Source organism: Pseudomonas sp. FSL L8-0168, assembly GCF_037976155.1.
GTDB lineage: Bacteria > Pseudomonadota > Gammaproteobacteria > Pseudomonadales > Pseudomonadaceae > Aquipseudomonas > Aquipseudomonas paracarnis.
In genome coordinates this window covers 2,125,477-2,143,115 of record NZ_CP150262.1, presented here as the reverse complement: position 1 = coordinate 2,143,115, position 17,639 = coordinate 2,125,477, and the positions used below count along the sequence as shown (strand labels likewise).

The following is a 17,639-nucleotide window of genomic DNA, read 5'->3' as shown; positions in this document are numbered from 1 at the left end:
CTATCCAACTGTGTGCGGGCTTGCCCGCGAAAGCGGAGTGTCAGTCACTGAATTTTTAACTGCACCACCGCTATCGCAGGCAAGCCAGCTCCCACACTGGTCGTGTATTGCCCCCAGGATCAACGCCCGGCACAGATCCCCTGTGGTAGCGGGCTTGCCCGCGAAAGCGGAGTGTCAGTCACTGAATTTTTAACTGCACCACCGCTATCGCAGGCAAGCCAGCTCCCACAGTGGTCGTGTATTGCCCCCAGGATCAACGCCCGGCATAGATCCCCTGTGGGAGCGGGCTTGCCCGCGAAAGCGGAGTGTCAGTCACTGAATTTTTAACTGCACCACCGCTATCGCAGGCAAGCCAGCTCCCACAGTGGTCGTGTATTGCCCCCAGGATCAACGCCCGGCACAGATCCCCTGTGGGAGCGGGCTTGCCCGCGAAAGCGGCGTGTCAGTCACCTAGTCTTTAACTGCACCACCGCTTTCGCAGGCAAGCCAGCTCCCACACGGGATTTATGCTGGCCGTCAGCGTGCTTCAGGCCTCGATGCCGAGCATATCCCGCGCCAACGCCTCGGCGATCCGAATCCCGTCGACACCCGCCGACAGAATCCCACCGGCATAGCCTGCGCCTTCACCGGCCGGGAACAAGCCTTTGACGTTCAGGCTCTGCATCGACTCGTTGCGGGTAATGCGCAGTGGGGACGAGGTGCGGGTCTCGATGCCGGTCAGCACCGCATCGTGCAGCGAGTAGCCTTTGATCTGTTTCTCGAACGCTGGCAAGGCTTCGCGGATGGCTTCGATGGCGAAGTCCGGCAAGGCCAGCGCCAGGTCACCCAACGACACGCCGGGTTTGTAGGACGGCTCCACGCTGCCCAGCGCCGTGGAGGGTTTGCCAGCGATGAAGTCGCCCACCAGTTGCGCGGGGGCCTCGTAGTTACTACCGCCGAGGATGTAGGCGTGGGACTCCAGGCGTTCCTGCAACTCGATACCGGCCAGCGGGCCGCCTGGGTAATCCACCTCGGGGGTAATGCCTACCACGATGCCGGAGTTGGCATTGCGCTCGTTACGCGAGTATTGGCTCATGCCGTTGGTCACGACTCGATGGGGTTCCGAGGTCGCAGCCACGACGGTGCCGCCCGGGCACATGCAGAAGCTGTAGACCGAACGGCCATTCTTGGCGTGGTGCACCAGTTTGTAGTCCGCTGCGCCCAGCTTGGGGTGGCCAGCGTATTTGCCCAAGCGTGCGGCGTCGATCAGCGACTGCGGGTGTTCGATACGGAAACCCACCGAGAATGGCTTGGCTTCCATGTACACGCCACGGTCGTGGAGCATGCGGAAGGTGTCACGGGCGCTGTGGCCCAGGGCAAGAATCACATGCTTGGAGAGGATCTGCTCGCCGCCGTCGATGACCACGCCGTTCAACTGGCCGTCTTCGATCAACACGTCGGTGACCCGTTGTTCGAAGCGCACTTCACCGCCCAGGGCGATGATCTGCTCGCGCATGTTTTCTACCACGCCGGTCAGGCGGAAGGTACCGATGTGCGGCTTGCTGACGTAGAGGATTTCTTCCGGCGCGCCGGCCTTGACGAACTCGTGCAGCACTTTGCGACCGTGGAATTTCGGGTCCTTGATCTGGCTGTACAGCTTGCCGTCAGAGAAGGTACCGGCGCCGCCTTCACCAAATTGCACGTTGGACTCTGGGTTGAGCACGCTTTTGCGCCACAGGCCCCAGGTGTCCTTGGTGCGTTGGCGCACTTCCTTGCCGCGCTCGAGGATGATCGGCTTGAAACCCATCTGTGCCAGCAGCAGGCCGGCGAAAATCCCGCAGGGACCAAATCCTACCACGATCGGCCGCTCAGCCAGGCCTTCCGGCGCCTGACCCACCACCTTGTAGCTGACATCCGGTGCCGGGTTGACGTTGCGGTCGTCGGCAAACTTGAGCAGCAGCGCGGCTTCACCCGTCACGTTCAGGTCGACGGTGTAGATGAAGCACAGCTCGGAGGTCTTTTTGCGCGCATCGTAGCTGCGCTTGAACAGGGTGAAATCGAGCAGGTCATCACTGGCGATGCCCAGGCGCTGCACGATGGCCGTGCGCAGGTCTTCTTCGGGATGGTCGATGGGTAGCTTGAGTTCGGTGATTCGTAACATGACAGGATCCGGTAGGCGGCGGGCAAGAAGGCCGGCTGTTTTGCAAACCGGCGATTATAAGCCCCAATGGCAAGTTTCCGTCAGGTTAAAACAGCACAGGGGCTAATCAGTCGTCCCGCGAGCCGCCGAACGCCGCGCAACCACGCTGCACCTGGCCGTTCACGCGCAGCTCGGCGCTCATGTGCTGCAGGCTGCCGCTCACACTGTCGACGCAGCGCTGGGGCGCCACCCATAGTTCGATGTGCTGGTTATTGGCTTCGGTCATCAGGTTGAAGCGGCCGTCGCCCAGTTGTTCCTCGACGTACGGCACTGCCAAAGGTGGCTGGCCTTCGCGCTCCAGCACCATGCCCTTGGCCGTGACGTTCATCGCCCAGGCGGGTTTATGGCCGTTGGCCCGCAGGATCATGCGCTTGAAATCCGGGTCAGAGCACGCTGAGGTCGAGCGTTCGACGCGATACAGCTGTTGCAGGTCCACTGAACCCTGGGTGCCGCTGGCGACCCCGGAAAACTTGCCACGCAGGTCGGCAAACAGTATGCCCTGCTGGCCAGCCAGCGAGGCGGCTTCCTGCAGGACGCTGGTGCCGCCGGTATCGTTGACCACGTAGCTACGCTGGTCGCCACAGGGCTGGAACAGCAGTTTGCCGTCCACCGCCGTCAACTCACCCTGCATACGGGTCAGCCCGACAGTCGATGGCTTGGCCGGCTCGCTTTCGAACAATTGGCAGGCGGCGAACACAGGAAGCAAGGCAAACAGGGCGAGGGTACGGGCGGCGCGCATTATCGGGTCTCCAGGCAATTGCCGCCACGTTACGCAGGCTGGCCGTGCATCACAAGCCCGCTTGCCAGCTTCAGGCGTTTCTTACGGATCTCACCCTCAACCTACGATAAAGGTCTGACCGGTTTGCAGGCCCTCGACGCTTTTGGCGTAAGCCAGTGCCACATCGGCGGCCGGGGCAGGTTTGTAGCCACGGAAATAGGGAGCATAGCTGCCCATGGCTTCCAGCAACACCGTCGGGCTGACCGAGTTGATGCGCAGGCCGCGTGGCAACTCAATGGCCGCCGCTTTGACGAAGGCGTCCAATGCACCGTTGACCAAGGCCGCCGAAGCGCCGGTGCGGATCGGGTCACGGTTCAGAATGCCGCTGGTGAACGTGAACGAAGCACCGTCGTTGGCGTATTCACGGCCGATCAACAGCAGGTTGACCTGGCCCATCAGTTTGTCACGCAGGCCCAGTTCGAAATCGCTGTCGTTCATGTCTGCCAGGGGCACGAAGTTGACGCTGCCTGCCGCGCAGATCAGCGCGTCGAACTTGCCGGTCTGCTCGAACAGCTTACGGATCGAGTTGCTATCGCTGATATCCACCTGGAAGTCACCGCTGGTGCGGCCGATGCTGATCACTTCGTGGCGCTGGGCCAACTCTGCCTTGACTGCTGAACCGATGGTGCCGCTGGCACCAATCAATAGGATTTTCATCGTGCTGTTCCTCTGGGGCTGACTCCCTGCAGGAGCGAGCTTGCTCGCTCCTGCAGGGGTTGGGATTTGCATTCAGTCTAGTGTGGCTTTTTAGCTGGATAAACGCGCTAATAGGCAACCTTTGGTTTTCAAATGGAAACAGTCCATGAGCGAAATGGATGACTTGGCGGCGTTCGCCGTGCTGATCGAAGCCGGCAGTTTCACTGTGGCGGCCTCACAATTGGGCTGCAGCAAAGGGCAGTTGTCCAAGCGCATCAGCCAGTTGGAAGCGCAGTTTGCCGTGGTTTTGCTGCACCGCACCACGCGCAAGCTGAGCCTTACTGCTGCCGGCGCGGCGTTGCTGCCCCAGGCACAAGCATTGGTGGTGCAGGTGGAACGCGCGCGCCAGGCCTTGGCGCGGCTCAAAGATGATTTGGCCGGCCCTGTACGTATGACTGTCCCGGTGTCGTTGGGTGAAACCTTTTTCGATGGCTTGTTGCTGGAATTTTCCAAGCAATACCCGCAGGTGCAGATCGAGCTGGAGCTTAACAACAGCTACCGGGACCTGGCGCGCGATGGCTTTGACTTGGGCGTTCGCTCAGGCGCCCTCGAAAATGAACGCCTGGTAGCCAGGCCTTTACTGGCCTGGCATGAGATGACCTGCGCCAGCCCGGCCTATCTGGAACAGCATGGCGAGCCGCAGACCCCGGCAGACCTGGCGGCGCACAGCTGTTTGCTCAACAGTCATTACAGTGGTCGCGAGGAATGGTTGTACCACCAGCAACACGAATTGCTGCGGGTAAAGGTGAGCGGTACCTTCGCCTCCAACCACTACAACCTGCTGAAAAAAGCCGCCTTGGTCGGCGCCGGTATTGCTCGCCTGCCGTCCTACGTTTTACCCACGGAGCTGGCTGATGGCCGATTGCGCTGGCTGCTGCGCGACTATCAGACGCGCAGCATGCCGATGTACCTGGTGCATCCCTACCAGGGCGGCCTGCCACGGCGTACCCAAGTGTTGGCCGACTACCTGGTGGACTGGTTCAAGCGCAGCGGCGAGGCACTGGATCGACTTCAGCGATAACGACGGGCAATCAGGTGGTCGATGGACAGCCAACCTGGGCCTTTGGCAAGCAACAGCAATAGCAGCGCAAGCCAGGTGCCATGAGTGGGATAGGCGTCGGGGTAGACGAACAGTTGGATGGTCAGGGTCATGCCGATCAAGGCCAGGGCCGAAAAACGCGTGGCGAACCCCAGCAGGATCAATACCGGAAAAAAGTGCTCGGCAAAGGTTGCCAAGTGCGCGGCCACCTCGGGCGACAGCAGAGGCAATTGGTATTCGCTGCGAAATAAAAACAGGGTCGAGGCGGCAAGTTTGGGCTCACCCCATTGGAAGGTGCCGCTGATCAGGTCAATGGCAAAGCCTTCGACCTTGGTCTGGCCAGACTTCCAGAACACCGCCGCAATGGAGAAGCGCGCGATAAAGGCGATCAGGCTGTAGGGGATTTTTTCAAACAGTGCGACGGTTCGCTTTACCAGGCAAGGAGCGGGAATGTTCATGGCAATACCTCGGGTTGCAGATGCAAATGAGTGATGGCGTCGTGGCTGATCAACAGCGTGAGACATTGGTGCAAATCGAATTCGGTGGAGGCTTCCAGGGCATCAGCGATGGCCATTTCCAGCCCGGCGCCGTGGTTGAGGCGGTTGATAAAGGTCACAGACCCGCGGTCGATGGCGAACACCTTGACCGCTAAGCCTTGGCGCAAGACCAGCGCGCCTTGGGCATACCAAGGGTGCAAAGTGGCGATAGCCCCGTCGACCTGATGCGCCGCCCAGACCGATACCACCGCGTAGGAAGATTCCAGCGTGGCAAGTGACGGATGCAGTCGTACACGCAGTTGCCCCAGTTGCGCGCAGCCTTGCAGTTGCCGAAGTACGCTGTGCTGATCCAGAACCTGGCAATCCGCCGCGTGATAAGCGCGAACCCTCAAGCGTTCCAGCCGGGCGACATCGGCCAGGTAGGGCACGCTCGAGGCCGGTTCGAAACCTTGGATAAAGTCAGAGAACGTGCTGCCGTACTCACTGATCAACGGGCTGGTGGGCGGATGAGCCTGGGCATACAGGCCGGCCATGGCGCGGAAAAATTCATCGCCGACCAGTTGCCGCGCCACCGGGTAGGCGGCCGCCAAAGCATGGATCAACGCGCTATGGACATTGTTTCGATACACCGCAAAGCGGCTCGTCGGCTCAGCACCGTTGCAGCTGAACACGCCCTCGGGGCAGGTTGCTTGCGGGGCCAGTAAAGCCTCGGCGAATGTTTGCTGAATACTCATCTGTCCACCTGCGACAAATACCATTCGGCCTGCCGGGCCTCTGTTTGCAGCACGCTGAACGCGGGCACCTGGTTATCCCGCTCGATCAGCGTCGCCACCGCTCCGGTTCGCGCCAGTACCTGTGCGTACAGCTGCCACACGGCGTTATCGATCGGCGCGCCGTGGTCGTCGATTAGTAGGCGGTCGCCCAAGCTGTCGGTGTCTTCGGCAAAACCGGCCAGATGAATCTCACCCACCGCGTGCAATGGCAGGGCATCGATGTAGGCCAGCGGGTCGCGCTGGTGATTGATGCAGGACACGTAGACGTTGTTGACGTCGAGCAGCAGGCCGCAACCGGTCCGGCGGACGATCTCGCTGATAAAGTCGGTTTCGTCCAAAGTAGAGCGCTGGAACTGCAGATAAGTAGACGGGTTTTCCAGCAGCATCGGGCGCTTGAGCATGCTCTGTACTTGGTCCACGTGTTCGCATACCCGCTCCAGGGTGCTGGCGTCGTAGGCCAGGGGCAGCAGGTCGTTGAGAAACACCGGGCCGTGGTTGGACCAGGCCAGGTGTTCGGAAAAAGACTGGGGTTGGTAGCGTTCGATCAGCGTGGCCAGGCGTGCCAGGTGCTCGCGGTCCAGAGGACCTTCGCCGCCAATAGACAGGCCGACGCCGTGCAGTGACAGGGGGTACTGCGCACGAATCAACCCCAGGTAGTGATGAAACGGGCCGCCGGCCACCATGTAGTTTTCGGCGTGTACTTCGAAAAAACCGATGTCGGGGCGGGTCTCGAGCACCTCGGTGAAGTGCTCGGTCTTGAGCCCCAGCCCGGCCCGATAGGGAAGGCCGGGCACCTGAGCCGGTGAGACCGCGTGTTGGGCTGTAGGCGTCATCATCAGTACTCAGGCTGCGCGGGGTTCAGGATTTGGCGGTGAAGGCCGCTTCCTGGCCAAAACCGGTCGGCGAGGTGGTGCTTGGGGTCTGGGTGCACGTGCCGGCGGGGACCAGCTTCCAGGCATTGGCCTGGTCTTTGGTTTTGGAGGTGCCAGCGCAGGAAGTGCCGGCGCCCGCGGCGCAGTCATTCTTGCCGGCTTCAGCCACGCCGAAGCATTTCTGCATGTCGTCGGCCGCGTGGGCGGTGGTGGTCAGGGCGGACAGGCTCAGGGCAGAACCAAGGGCCAGGACGAGGGTGGCAGCGGACAGTTTGGTGGTCATGGTGTGTCTCCAGCAGTGGTTGAATGCGCAGGCTTGATTGCCTGCATGCACCACTAGAGAAAGGGGGAGGGAATTCGTTACAAATCCATCGAAAAAAACTGCAAAACAACACCTATTTAATGGCTTATACAAAGAAAATGTGGGAGTCGGGCTTGCCCGCGATGCAAACGCCTCGGTTCTTCAGATACACCGGGGTGATGCTATCGCAGGCAAGCCAGCTCCCACACAAGCCAGCTCCCATTTAGAACTTGCTCTTTCTTAGCCGCCGAGGTACGCCTCCCGCACCTTCGGATCCGTCAGCAATTGCTCGCCAGTGCCCTGCATCACCACCCGGCCATTCTCCAGCACATAGGCACGGTCAGCGATTTTCAGCGCCTGGTTGGCGTTCTGCTCCACCAAAAACACCGTCACACCGTCCTTGCGCAGTTGTTCGATGATGTCGAAGATCTGCTGGATGATGATCGGTGCCAGGCCCAGGGAAGGCTCGTCCAGCAACAACAGCTTGGGCTTGCTCATCAGCGCCCGGCCGATGGCGAGCATTTGCTGCTCGCCGCCGGACATGGTGCCGCCGCGCTGGCTGAAGCGTTCCTTGAGGCGGGGGAACAGGTGCAGCACCTTGTCCATCTGCTCCTGGTAATCGCCCTTGTCGGTAAAGAACCCACCCATGGCCAGGTTCTCTTCCACGGTCAGGCGCGAAAACACCCGACGGCCTTCCGGCACCACCGCAATGCTCTTGCGCATGATCTCGGCGGAGTGCTTGCCCACCAGTTCTTCACCCATGTAGCGGATGCTGCCACTGTAGGCTTGCGGCGAACCGCACAAGGTCATCAGCAAGGTCGATTTGCCAGCCCCGTTGGCGCCGATCAGGGTCACGATCTCACCCTGGCGTACTTCGACGTTGACGCTGTGCAGGGCCTGGATCTTGCCGTAGAAAGTGGAAACGTTTTCGAATTGCAGCATTTTACGCTTCCCCCAAGTAGGCTTTGATCACTTCGGGATTGTCGCGGATCTGCTCCGGCGTCCCATTGGCCAGCGGCGTGCCCTGGTTGATCACCACGATGTGGTCGGAGATGCTCATGACCAGTTTCATGTCGTGTTCGATCAACAGCACCGTGGCATTGTTTTCCTCACGCAGCACACTGATCAGCGCCTTGAGGTCTTCGGTTTCCTTGGGGTTCAGGCCCGCGGCAGGTTCGTCGAGCATCAGGATGCGCGGGCGGGTCATCATGCAACGGGCGATTTCCAGGCGACGCTGCTGGCCGTAGGCGAGGGTGCCTGCCGGGCGGTTGGCGAACTCGGTCAGGTTGACCTTGTCCAGCCAGTACGCCGCGTATTCCATGGCCTCGCGCTCGCTCTTGCGGAACGCCGGGGTCTTGAACAGACCTGCGAAGAAGTTGGTGTTCAAGTGACGGTGCTGGGCGATCAACAGGTTCTCGACCGCCGTCATGTCCTTGAACAACCGCACGTTCTGGAAGGTACGCACCACGCCCTTGCGAGCGATCTCGTGACCGGCCAGGCCCTGGATCGGCTGGCCGTCCAGCAGGATGCTGCCGCCGCTCGGCTTGTAGAAGCCGGTGAGGCAGTTGAACACCGTGGTCTTGCCGGCGCCGTTGGGGCCGATCAGTGCTACCACTTGTTTCTCTTTGACGGTCAGGGCCACGCCATTGACCGCTAGCAAACCGCCGAAGCGCATGCTCAGGTTTTCGACTTTCAGGATCTCGCGGCTCATTTGCGCAGCTCCATGTGTGGACGTTGCATGGGCAGCAGGCCTTGAGGGCGCCAGATCATCATCAGCACCATCATGGCGCCGAACATCAACATGCGGTATTCGCTGAACTCACGCATCATTTCCGGCAGCAGGATCATCACGATGGCCGCCAGGATCACGCCCAGTTGCGAGCCCATGCCACCCAATACCACGATGGCGAGAATGATCGCCGACTCGATAAAGGTGAACGATTCCGGCGTCACCAGGCCTTGGCGAGCGGCAAAGAAGCTGCCGGCAAAGCCTGCGAAAGCAGCGCCCAGGGTGAACGCGGATAGCTTGATGATGGTCGGGTTCAGGCCCAGGGCGCGGCAGGCGATTTCATCTTCGCGCAACGCTTCCCAGGCGCGCCCGATGGGCATGCGCAGCAGGCGGTTGATCACGAACAGAGCCGCCAATGCCAGCAACAGCGCGACCAGGTACAGGAACACCACTTTGCTCACCGGGTTGTAGGCAATCCCGAAGTACTCGTGGAAGGTCTGCATGCCTTCGGCGGCGGTGCGGTCGAACGACAGCCCGAAGAACGTCGGCTTGGGAATGCTGCTGATACCGTTGGGGCCACCGGTGATATCGGTGAGGTTACGCAAGAACAGGCGAATGATTTCCCCGAAGCCCAGGGTCACGATGGCCAGGTAGTCACCGCGCAGGCGCAGCACCGGGAAGCCCAGCAGGAAGCCGAACGTAGCCGCTGCCATACCGGCCAGTGGCAGGCAGATCCAGAAGCTCCAGCCCAGGTAGTGCGAGAGCAGCGCGTAGGTGTAGGCACCCACGGCGTAGAAGCCCACATAACCCAGGTCGAGCAGGCCGGCCAGGCCCACTACGATGTTCAGGCCCAGGCCCAGCAACACATAGATCAGGATCAGCGTGGCAATGTCGACCGCGCCGCGCGAGCCGAAGAACGGCCAGATCAGCGCCGCGATGATCAACCCGATGATGATGTAGCGCTGGGTGCGCGGCAGGGTCAGAAATTGGCTGACCTTGGGCGACACCAACGGGCCACGGTTGCCCTTGAACAAGGCACCGACCTGCTGCGTGAACAGTACACGCAGGAACATCAGCACCGAACACAGGGCGATGATGGTCAGGGTCACTGGCCCGGTGCCGTGCACCTCCAGGTTGATGCCGACAATGCTCAGCTTGAGGCCGAGTACCGGAAAGGCCACGGCCCATACCAGCAAGGCGCTGAAAAACGCCGATTTAAGATATCTGCTCATACTTTCTCAACCTCCGGACGGCCCAGGATGCCGGTCGGACGGAACAACAACACCAGAACCAAAAGGCCGAACGCGACGACGTCCTTGTACTGGTCACCGAAGATATCGGCGCCAAAGGCTTCGGCCACACCCAGCACCAGCCCGCCGAGCATGGCGCCCGGAATGCTGCCGATGCCGCCCAATACCGCTGCGGTAAAGGCCTTGAGGCCCACCAGGAAGCCGGCGTTGGGGTTGATCACGCCGTATTGCATGCTCAGCAACACGGCCGCCACGGCCGCCAGCGCAGCACCAATGACGAAGGTCAGGGCGATGATGTTGTTGGTGTTGATGCCCAGCAGGTTGGCCATCTTGATGTCTTCGGCGCAGGCCCGGCAGGCGCGGCCCAGACGGGAGCGAGAGATGAACAGCGTCAGGCCCAGCATGGCCACCAGGGTGACCACGAAAACCAGAATCTGCATGTACGAAATCAGCACTTCTTGTGCGCCACCCGGGCCGAAGGAGATGCTCCCCGGAATCAGGTTGGGAATGGACTTGTCCTTGGAGTCCTGGGACAGCAATACGGTGTTCTGCAGGAAAATCGACATGCCGATGGCAGAAATCAGCGGGATCAAACGGTTGCTGCCACGCAAGGGACGGTAGGCAACCCGCTCGATGCTGTAGCCATAGGCACTGGTCACGATGATCGACGCCAGGAACGCAGCGGTCATCAACAGCGGCAGGGAATGGATCCCCATCATGGCCAGCCCGGCAAGGGCGATAAAGGCCACGTAGGAACCAATCATGTACACCTCGCCATGGGCGAAGTTGATCATTCCAATGATGCCGTAAACCATTGTGTAGCCAATGGCTATCAAGGCATAGGTGCTGCCAATGGTCAGGCCATTAACCAGCTGTTGGAAAAAATGATAGATCTCAGGCATTACAGCGCTCCTAAAAACCCGATACGCATTTCACTGGTGGAGTCATTTCCGGCTCGGTGCCCTGTTCTGTGACCAGGTTGCACAAAGCGTTTGCCAGCGAACCGCTGGTGACGGTTTTAAGATTTTCAGGTGAGCCAGCGCCCGGATCGCGGGTGACATGGCCCATAAACCTCGTAAAACAAAGCCCACTGCTTGCACAGTGGGCTTGTTGACCAGTAACGCCTGGCTTACTGAGGGGAAACTTCGGTTTTTGGTTTACCGAAGTGCCATTCGTAGACCACGAACTTGAAGTCCTTCAGGTCGCCCTTGGCGTCGAAGCTCAGGTCGCCCGTAGGGGTCTTGAAGGTACCGGCATGGATGGCCTCGGCCACTTTGGCGGTGTCTTCGCTCTTGGCGGCCTTGATACCGCCGGCAATGACCTCAACCGCCGAGTAGGCCGGGAACACGAACGGACCGGTTGGGTCCTGCTTGTTCTTGGCGAACTCTTCAACGATGGCTTTGTTGGCAGGGTCGGTGTCGAAGGATTTCGGCAGGGTCACCAGCAGGCCTTCGGAAGCGCCCTGGGCGATTTGCGAGATAGAGTCGTTACCCACGCCCTCTGGGCCCATGAACTTGGCGTTCAGGCCTTTTTCCTTGGCTTGGCGCAGGATCAGGCCCAGCTCAGGGTGGTAACCGCCGTAGTAGACGAAGTCGACGTTGGCTTGCTTGAGTTTCTGGATGATCGAGGAGAAGTCTTTATCGCCAGCGTTCAGGCCTTCGAAGACGGCAACCTTGGTGCCTTTCTTCTCGAGGGTCTGTTTAACGGCGGTGGCGATGCCTTCACCGTACTGCTGCTTGTCGTGCAGTACGGCAACGATCTTCGGTTTCACGTGGTCGGCGATGTAGTTGCCGGCTGCCGGGCCTTGGGCGCTGTCCAGGCCGATGGTGCGGAAGATCAGCTTGTAGCCACGGGCGGTGATTTCCGGGCTGGTGGCAGCCGGGGTAATCATGATCACGCCTTCGTCTTCATAGATGTCGGAGGCGGGTTGAGTGGAGCTGGAGCAGAGGTGACCAACCACGAACTTGACGCCATCATTGACCACTTTGTTGGCAACGGCCACGGCTTGCTTTGGATCGCAAGCGTCGTCGTATTCCTCGGCCTCAAGCATCTTGCCGTCTACGCCGCCCTTGGCGTTGATGTCTTTGATGGCTTGCTTGGCACCCATGAATTGCATGTCGCCGTATTGCGTCACCGGACCGGTCTTGGGGCCGGCGATGCCGATCTTGATGGTGTCGGCTGCGAACGAATGGCCGGCAACCCCAGCCAGGACCATAGCGGCAAACAGTTTGGAAATCTGCTTAGTAGCCTTATTCATAGTGCTCCACTCTTACTGTTGTATTTTTTATAGTTCTAGCGGCCTTGTGAGCTGCAGAACCGGATCAGATATCGCGGATATCCCCCCGGCATTGCCCTGGCAACTGTACCGGTACAGTGTAGAGCGCCGGTTGATCGCTTGAAAAGCTGGCAGCTGGGGGCAAAACCTGGGTGTGTCGCTTAAGTGAAAGAAAAAGACAGAATTGCGCCGGGTTGCTGATAGCTTTCAAGGCATTCCGTGGCTTTCCTGGCAGTTTCAATCGCTACTTCATTTGCTACTGGGTTTTTCTGCCTGAGCGACGGGGCTATGATTGCGCCGATTTTTTACTCAGGTGAATTCCCATGACGCAAGAACCAAGCACCCTCTATGCCAAGCTGCTCGGTGAAACCGCCGAAATTTCCTGGAAGGAGCTTGAACCGTTCTTTGCCAAGGGTGCCCTATTGTGGGTCGATGCCGGCCTGGATTTGATCGAGGCCGCCGAAGGAATGGCCGAAGACAACCGTGACAAAGTCGCCGCCTGGCTGGCTGCAGGCACCCTTGGCGAGGTGTCTGCGACGCGGGCATTGGACCTGGTGGAACGGGATCCAAGCTTATGGGCGGTAGTGGTCTCGCCGTGGATCCTGATCCAGGAAAGGGCGCGGTAATAATGGCGCGCACGAAAAAGGTGCGTATTTTTCACGGAGTGAAGTGTGTAGCCGAGTAACCGCTCAACGCGTGATGGCACCTTGCCGTAGAGAAAGGTCACAGCCGAGGGTGACGTAAGCGTCACGGGAACAGTTGAGGGCAGAAGGAATGAGTGGCGCAATTGTTTCCGGGTATGACGCGGCGTGAAGAGAAGCAACGATCACACTACCACTCCCCGTGCCCGGGTCTCAGCGAATCGGCCTGACAATAGAAGGCGAGCCGATACGCCCTGGCGCCGGGTCTTTTGGCTGCGCAGCGTCGTTGCCTTCCACGCTTGGCAGATATAACGGATTGCGCATCGCAATGCCCTGCATCACGCCGATGATGTCATCGAAAGGCACCGCCGGGCTGAGCAGGTAGCCTTGGATGTAGTCGCAGCCATGCTTGAGCAGCAGCTCGAACTGCGCCTGGGTTTCCACGCCCTCGGTGACCACCTGCAAGTGCAGGGTGTGGGCCATGCCAATAATCGCCTGGACAATTTCACTGTCTGCGGTGGACTTGGGGATGTCCTGGATAAACGAGCGGTCGATCTTCAAAGTGTTGAGCGGCAAGCGCTTGAGGTAAGCCAGCGACGAATAGCCGGTGCCGAAGTCATCGATGGCCAGCGACACACCCAGGGCGCGGATCTGCCGCAACAGCGCCAAGGTACTGCTGATGTTGCCCATCAACGCGTTTTCAGTGACTTCCAGTTCCAGGCGGTTGGTGCCTATGCCGGCGAAGCGCAGGGCGTCTTCGATTTCATCGGCCAGTTCGTCACGCGCCAGGTTCAGCGCCGAGCAATTCACGGCCATGATCAGCTCGGTGTAGCCCCGGTCAGACAACAGGCTCAGGTCGTGACAGGCCTGACGCAATACCCAGTGGTCCAGCTCGGCGATCAGTCCGTTGTTCTCGGCGATGCCGATAAAGCGGTCCGGGGCCAGTAGCCCGTGTTGGGGGTGCTGCCAGCGCACCAGGGCTTCCAGGCGTGTGACCTTGCCCAGTTTCATGTCAAAGATCGGTTGATAAAACAGCACCAGCTGGCTGCGCGTTCGCAAGGCGGCGCGCAGTTCTTCTTCCAGTTGCAGCTCAAGAAAGGCACGGGTTTTAAGGTTGGAACTGAAGAAGTTCAAACAATTGCGCCCCGCATCCTTGGATTGGTACAGCGCCAGGTCGGCGGTTTTCAGCAGCTCTTCGCAGGTGTGGCCGTCCTCGGGGAACAGGCTGATACCGATACTGGTGGTCATCACCATGCGTCGGCCGGCCAGTTCGATGGGCTCTTTCATCTTCTGCATGATGCGCTGGGCCATGTGCCGGGCTTCGTCGCGGTGATGAATATTGACCAGGATGCAGAACTCATCGCCGCCAAAGCGTGCCACTACATCTTCATGGCTGCGTATCGAGCCCTTGATATGCCCGGCGAGCACTGTGAGCAACTGGTCGCCCGCGTCATGGCCCAGGCTGTCGTTGATACGCTTGAAATGGTCGATATCAAGGAAGATCACCGCCAGCATGCCTTGGCTGCGGGTTTTTTCCGCGACTTTTTCCGCAAAGATCTGATTGAAACCACGGCGGTTAAGCAGGCTGGTCAGTGCGTCGAAGTGGGCCACTTGTTGCAGCGAAGCGCGGGCCTGGTCGAGTTCGCTGAGCAGCGCGTTGACCCGACGCAGGTCACGCTCCTTGTGTTGCAACTTCTTGTCGGCCAGGGCTGCGCTGATGCTGCTGCCGATTACCAGCAAGGTGATCATGGCGACCGACAGGCCCAGTTGAATCGGGTTGTTATCCGCCGGTAACGAAAGATCCGCGCCACTGGGCACCAGCATTTGCATAGCCGCCATGCCGGTGAAGTGCATGCTCAGAATCCCGGCGCCCAGCACCAGGCTGGCGGCGTATTTGAGCAGTTGGTGAAACACGCCGGCACCGTTGCGCAGGTAACTGGACAGCAACAATGCGGCCAGGCTGGCGCCCATGGCAATCGCCACCGAGGCCAAAAACAGCCGTGTTTCGAAGTACACCTGGGCCTGGGAGCGCATAGCTGACATGCCCACGTAGTGCATCAACGCGATACCCAGCCCCATCCACACCGAAGCCACCAGGTACTGATGAAAGCGCAGGTGGGTATGACTGAGGGTCTGCATGGCAAGCAACGAGGCGATCAGGGCGATCAGCAGCGAGGCGAACGTCATGATCAGTTCGTAGTGAATGGCGATGGGGGCCTGGAAGGCCAGCATGCTGATGAAGTGGGTCGACCAGATGCCGCCTGCCAAGCAACCGGCACCCAGCCAGCGCCAATGGCGGCGGGCGGTGGGGTCTTCGACATGGCCCACACGTTCGGCCATGTCCAGGGTACCGAAACCCGCCGCGCAGGCGACCAGGTACGCCAGCAGCACCAGAAACGGGTTATGACTGCAGTTGAGCAATAAATGCCCACTGTCTGGAAGGTCGGTAAAAAAATGCTGCCCCAGCCATTCCATAGCTTATCCCGTCACAGAGCCATGTCACTGCCAGCGGCGATGACCTATGAGGTCGAGTATAGAAGTCTCTCGAGATTTGCCATGAGTAATGGCGTTTTGATCTCAAATTATTTTGATATGCCGTCCATAGCGTTTGGTGCTAAGCGCTGATGGGCAGGTCGAGTTCGAAGTGCGGGGCCTCCAACGGGGCCAGGCCGAATGCGGCACGGGCAGCGTCGCAATCGACATTTTGCACGCCCTGGCTCCAGGACGCCTCGAACTCGCGACACACGCTGGAGCGCTGCTCATAAATTGAGCAGCTGGTGGCCTGTCCGACTTCACCTTCAAGGCTGCAACACCGTGCCGGTTTGCGGTCGGTGCCGATCATCGCCACGCGGCTGGGGTTGATCTGCACCACCAGGTCATCGGGCACCGTGCCCCCGGACGAGGCGCACTCACCCCAAAAGAAGGACACGCGAAAGTGTGAACAGCAGGCACCGCAATTCAGACACGGACTGGCTTCGGACATGGGCGTCATCAATAAGAAAGTAGGTTGGGGGTGTTACAGGAAGGCTCGCCATTCTATCCGTGCCATGGCCGTTGGGAAGGGGGGTACGCACTTATATTTTCGTGGGACAAATCCCCGTGTTGCCGGCTGAAATCATGCCCTATCAGCTTTACGAATCATTACAGACAACCCCGCCTTACCTGACTATGTTGCAGGTACCGGGCAGGATGCATCGGGCATCACAGCTCTCATAACAATAAAAGAGACGGACCCATGCAGAACTCGACCCAAGCGGCGAATGCCTGGCGCATTCTGTTCCTGCTGTTCCTGGCCAACCTGTTCAACTTCTTCGATCGCACCATCCCCGCGATTATCATCGAGCCGATCCGCATGGAATGGCACTTGAGCGACTTTCAGCTCGGTATCATCGGCACCGCCTTTACCATCGTCTACGCCATTGCCGGGCTACCGCTCGGGCGCCTGGCCGACACCGGCTCACGCAGCAAGTTGATGGGCTGGGGCTTGTTCGCCTGGAGCGGGCTGACGGCGGTTAACGGCATGGTCGGCAGTTTCTGGACCTTCCTGCTGGTGCGCATGGGCATTGGCATCGGCGAAGCCAGCTATGCACCCGCGGCCAATTCGCTGATTGGCGACCTCTTTCCCGCCCACCGCCGTGCCAGAGCCATGGGGATTTTCATGCTTGGCCTGCCGTTGGGCCTGTTGCTGGCGTTCTTTACGATCGGTGCGATGGTCAAGGCGTTCGACAGTTGGCGCGCGCCCTTCTTTATTGCGGCGGTGCCGGGTCTTATCCTTGCGGTGTTTATGTTCTACATAAAAGAACCCAAGCGTGGTGCGGCGGAAACCGTGCAAGTCTCCCAAGAGCGCGTCGACCGCCCGATCCGCCGCGTGCTGGCCGTGCCGACCTTCCTGTGGCTGGTGCTGGCCGGGCTGTGCTTTAACTTTGCCACCTATGCGTGCAACTCATTCCTGGTGCCGATGCTGCAACGCTATTTCCTCATGCCGTTGCAGGACGCGGCCGTCGCGACGGGCGTCATTGTCGGCCTGACCGGCTTGGTGGGCCTGACGCTGGGCGGCTGGATTGCCGACAAAATTCATCAGCGGGTCGCCAATGGTCGATTGTTGTTTGCCGCCTTCAGCTTGATCATCTCCACGGGCACCACCGCCTGGGCATTGCATGCCGGGCGCGTCGAAATCGGAGTGTTTGTCGCGCTGTTCAGTGTGGGCTGGTTGTTTGCCTACAACTTCTATACCTGCGTGTATACCGCGATCCAGGACGTGGTCGAACCGCGTTTGCGCGCGACGGCGATGGCGCTGTTCTTTGCTGGGCTGTATTTGCTCGGCGGTGGCATGGGGCCGGTGGTGGTTGGGGCGCTGTCCGATCACTTTGCCCATTCGGCGATGTATGCGGCCGGGGCGCAGCAGATGACCGAGGCTTATAAAGCGGTGGGCTTGCATGACGCCATGTACCTGATTCCGGTGGCGCTGTTCTTGACCATGCTTTTTCTGTTCCAGGCCTCGCGCAGTTTTGTGCGTGATGCCAAGCGGATGAAGGAAGGGTTGAGTGCGGTTGAGGTGCCGGCAACTGCGGTAACGGCGTGAGACCGAGTGATCGTTCCCATGCTCTGC

At 59.9% G+C, this 17,639-nt stretch carries 17 protein-coding genes; 3 read left to right on the top strand and 14 right to left on the bottom strand.

All coding sequences use genetic code 11. From position 1 onward, the window contains the following. Positions 1–526 precede the first annotated feature (526 nt). From MHH62_RS09330 to MHH62_RS09320, 3 genes are all read right to left on the bottom strand, one after another. Positions 527–2,140, bottom strand: a complete 1,614-nt coding sequence (locus MHH62_RS09330; RefSeq protein WP_014717270.1) for an NAD(P)/FAD-dependent oxidoreductase — start codon at positions 2,138–2,140, stop codon at positions 527–529. Between the two features lie 106 nt (positions 2,141–2,246). Next, on the bottom strand, positions 2,247–2,918 hold the full coding sequence (locus tag MHH62_RS09325; protein WP_014717271.1) for a membrane protein: 672 nt from the start codon (positions 2,916–2,918) through the stop codon (positions 2,247–2,249). Positions 2,919–3,014: 96 nt separating this feature from the next. Further along, positions 3,015–3,614: a short chain dehydrogenase gene (locus tag MHH62_RS09320; RefSeq protein WP_014717272.1), complete on the bottom strand. Its 600-nt coding sequence runs from the start codon at positions 3,612–3,614 to the stop codon at positions 3,015–3,017. A gap of 145 nt (positions 3,615–3,759) precedes the next feature. Here MHH62_RS09320 and MHH62_RS09315 point away from each other — a divergent pair, with 145 nt between their 5' ends. Beyond that, positions 3,760–4,674 carry a LysR family transcriptional regulator gene (locus tag MHH62_RS09315; RefSeq protein WP_014717273.1) on the top strand — a complete coding sequence of 305 codons (915 nt, stop codon included), beginning with the start codon at positions 3,760–3,762 and terminating at the stop codon, positions 4,672–4,674. On the opposite strand, the gene MHH62_RS09310 is transcribed toward MHH62_RS09315, so the two are convergent. The 9 genes from MHH62_RS09310 to MHH62_RS09270 all read right to left on the bottom strand — a co-directional run bounded on the left by MHH62_RS09310 (position 4,665) and on the right by MHH62_RS09270 (position 12,371). Then, on the bottom strand, positions 4,665–5,150 hold the full coding sequence (locus MHH62_RS09310; protein WP_014717274.1) for a DoxX family protein: 486 nt from the start codon (positions 5,148–5,150) through the stop codon (positions 4,665–4,667). The two genes, MHH62_RS09315 and MHH62_RS09310, sit on opposite strands and share 10 nt — an antisense overlap. Continuing rightward, a complete protein-coding gene (locus tag MHH62_RS09305) occupies positions 5,147–5,923 on the bottom strand; it encodes a DNA-binding domain-containing protein (protein ID WP_339232850.1) in 777 nt (258 codons plus the stop codon). The genes MHH62_RS09310 and MHH62_RS09305 overlap by 4 nt, the downstream gene beginning before the upstream one ends. Continuing rightward, positions 5,920–6,798, bottom strand: a complete 879-nt coding sequence (locus tag MHH62_RS09300; protein ID WP_073453859.1) for a DUF692 domain-containing protein — start codon at positions 6,796–6,798, stop codon at positions 5,920–5,922. Before MHH62_RS09300 ends, MHH62_RS09305 begins: the two co-directional genes overlap by 4 nt. Positions 6,799–6,820: 22 nt before the next feature. Continuing rightward, positions 6,821–7,117, bottom strand: coding sequence for a DUF2282 domain-containing protein (locus MHH62_RS09295; protein ID WP_014717277.1), 297 nt, complete (start codon positions 7,115–7,117; stop codon positions 6,821–6,823). 258 nt (positions 7,118–7,375) lie between these two features. Beyond that, positions 7,376–8,077 carry an ABC transporter ATP-binding protein gene (locus MHH62_RS09290; protein WP_003193540.1) on the bottom strand — a complete coding sequence of 234 codons (702 nt, stop codon included), beginning with the start codon at positions 8,075–8,077 and terminating at the stop codon, positions 7,376–7,378. A 1-nt stretch (position 8,078) separates the two neighbouring features. Further along, entirely contained in the window at positions 8,079–8,846 is a 768-nt protein-coding gene (livG, locus tag MHH62_RS09285; RefSeq protein WP_003193538.1) for a high-affinity branched-chain amino acid ABC transporter ATP-binding protein LivG, read from the bottom strand. Further along, entirely contained in the window at positions 8,843–10,096 is a 1,254-nt protein-coding gene (locus MHH62_RS09280; protein WP_014717278.1) for a high-affinity branched-chain amino acid ABC transporter permease LivM, read from the bottom strand. Before MHH62_RS09280 ends, livG begins: the two co-directional genes overlap by 4 nt. Beyond that, positions 10,093–11,016, bottom strand: a complete 924-nt coding sequence (gene livH, locus MHH62_RS09275) for a high-affinity branched-chain amino acid ABC transporter permease LivH (protein ID WP_003193535.1) — start codon at positions 11,014–11,016, stop codon at positions 10,093–10,095. The genes MHH62_RS09280 and livH overlap by 4 nt, the downstream gene beginning before the upstream one ends. Positions 11,017–11,243: 227 nt before the next feature. Beyond that, complete coding sequence (locus tag MHH62_RS09270; RefSeq protein ID WP_073453860.1) at positions 11,244–12,371, bottom strand: branched-chain amino acid ABC transporter substrate-binding protein; 1,128 nt, start codon at positions 12,369–12,371, stop codon at positions 11,244–11,246. Positions 12,372–12,712: 341 nt separating this feature from the next. On the opposite strand from MHH62_RS09270, the gene MHH62_RS09265 reads away from it, so the two are divergent. Beyond that, positions 12,713–13,015, top strand: coding sequence for a DUF2288 domain-containing protein (locus MHH62_RS09265; RefSeq protein ID WP_014717281.1), 303 nt, complete (start codon positions 12,713–12,715; stop codon positions 13,013–13,015). A 228-nt stretch (positions 13,016–13,243) separates the two neighbouring features. Here MHH62_RS09265 and MHH62_RS09260 read toward each other — a convergent pair whose 3' ends face one another. Then, on the bottom strand, positions 13,244–15,505 hold the full coding sequence (locus MHH62_RS09260) for an EAL domain-containing protein (protein WP_014717282.1): 2,262 nt from the start codon (positions 15,503–15,505) through the stop codon (positions 13,244–13,246). 139 nt (positions 15,506–15,644) lie between these two features. Continuing rightward, on the bottom strand, positions 15,645–16,013 hold the full coding sequence (locus MHH62_RS09255) for a YkgJ family cysteine cluster protein (protein WP_014717283.1): 369 nt from the start codon (positions 16,011–16,013) through the stop codon (positions 15,645–15,647). Between the two features lie 252 nt (positions 16,014–16,265). On the opposite strand from MHH62_RS09255, the gene MHH62_RS09250 reads away from it, so the two are divergent. Further along, entirely contained in the window at positions 16,266–17,612 is a 1,347-nt protein-coding gene (locus MHH62_RS09250; RefSeq protein WP_014717284.1) for an MFS transporter, read from the top strand. Positions 17,613–17,639: the final 27 nt, after the last annotated feature.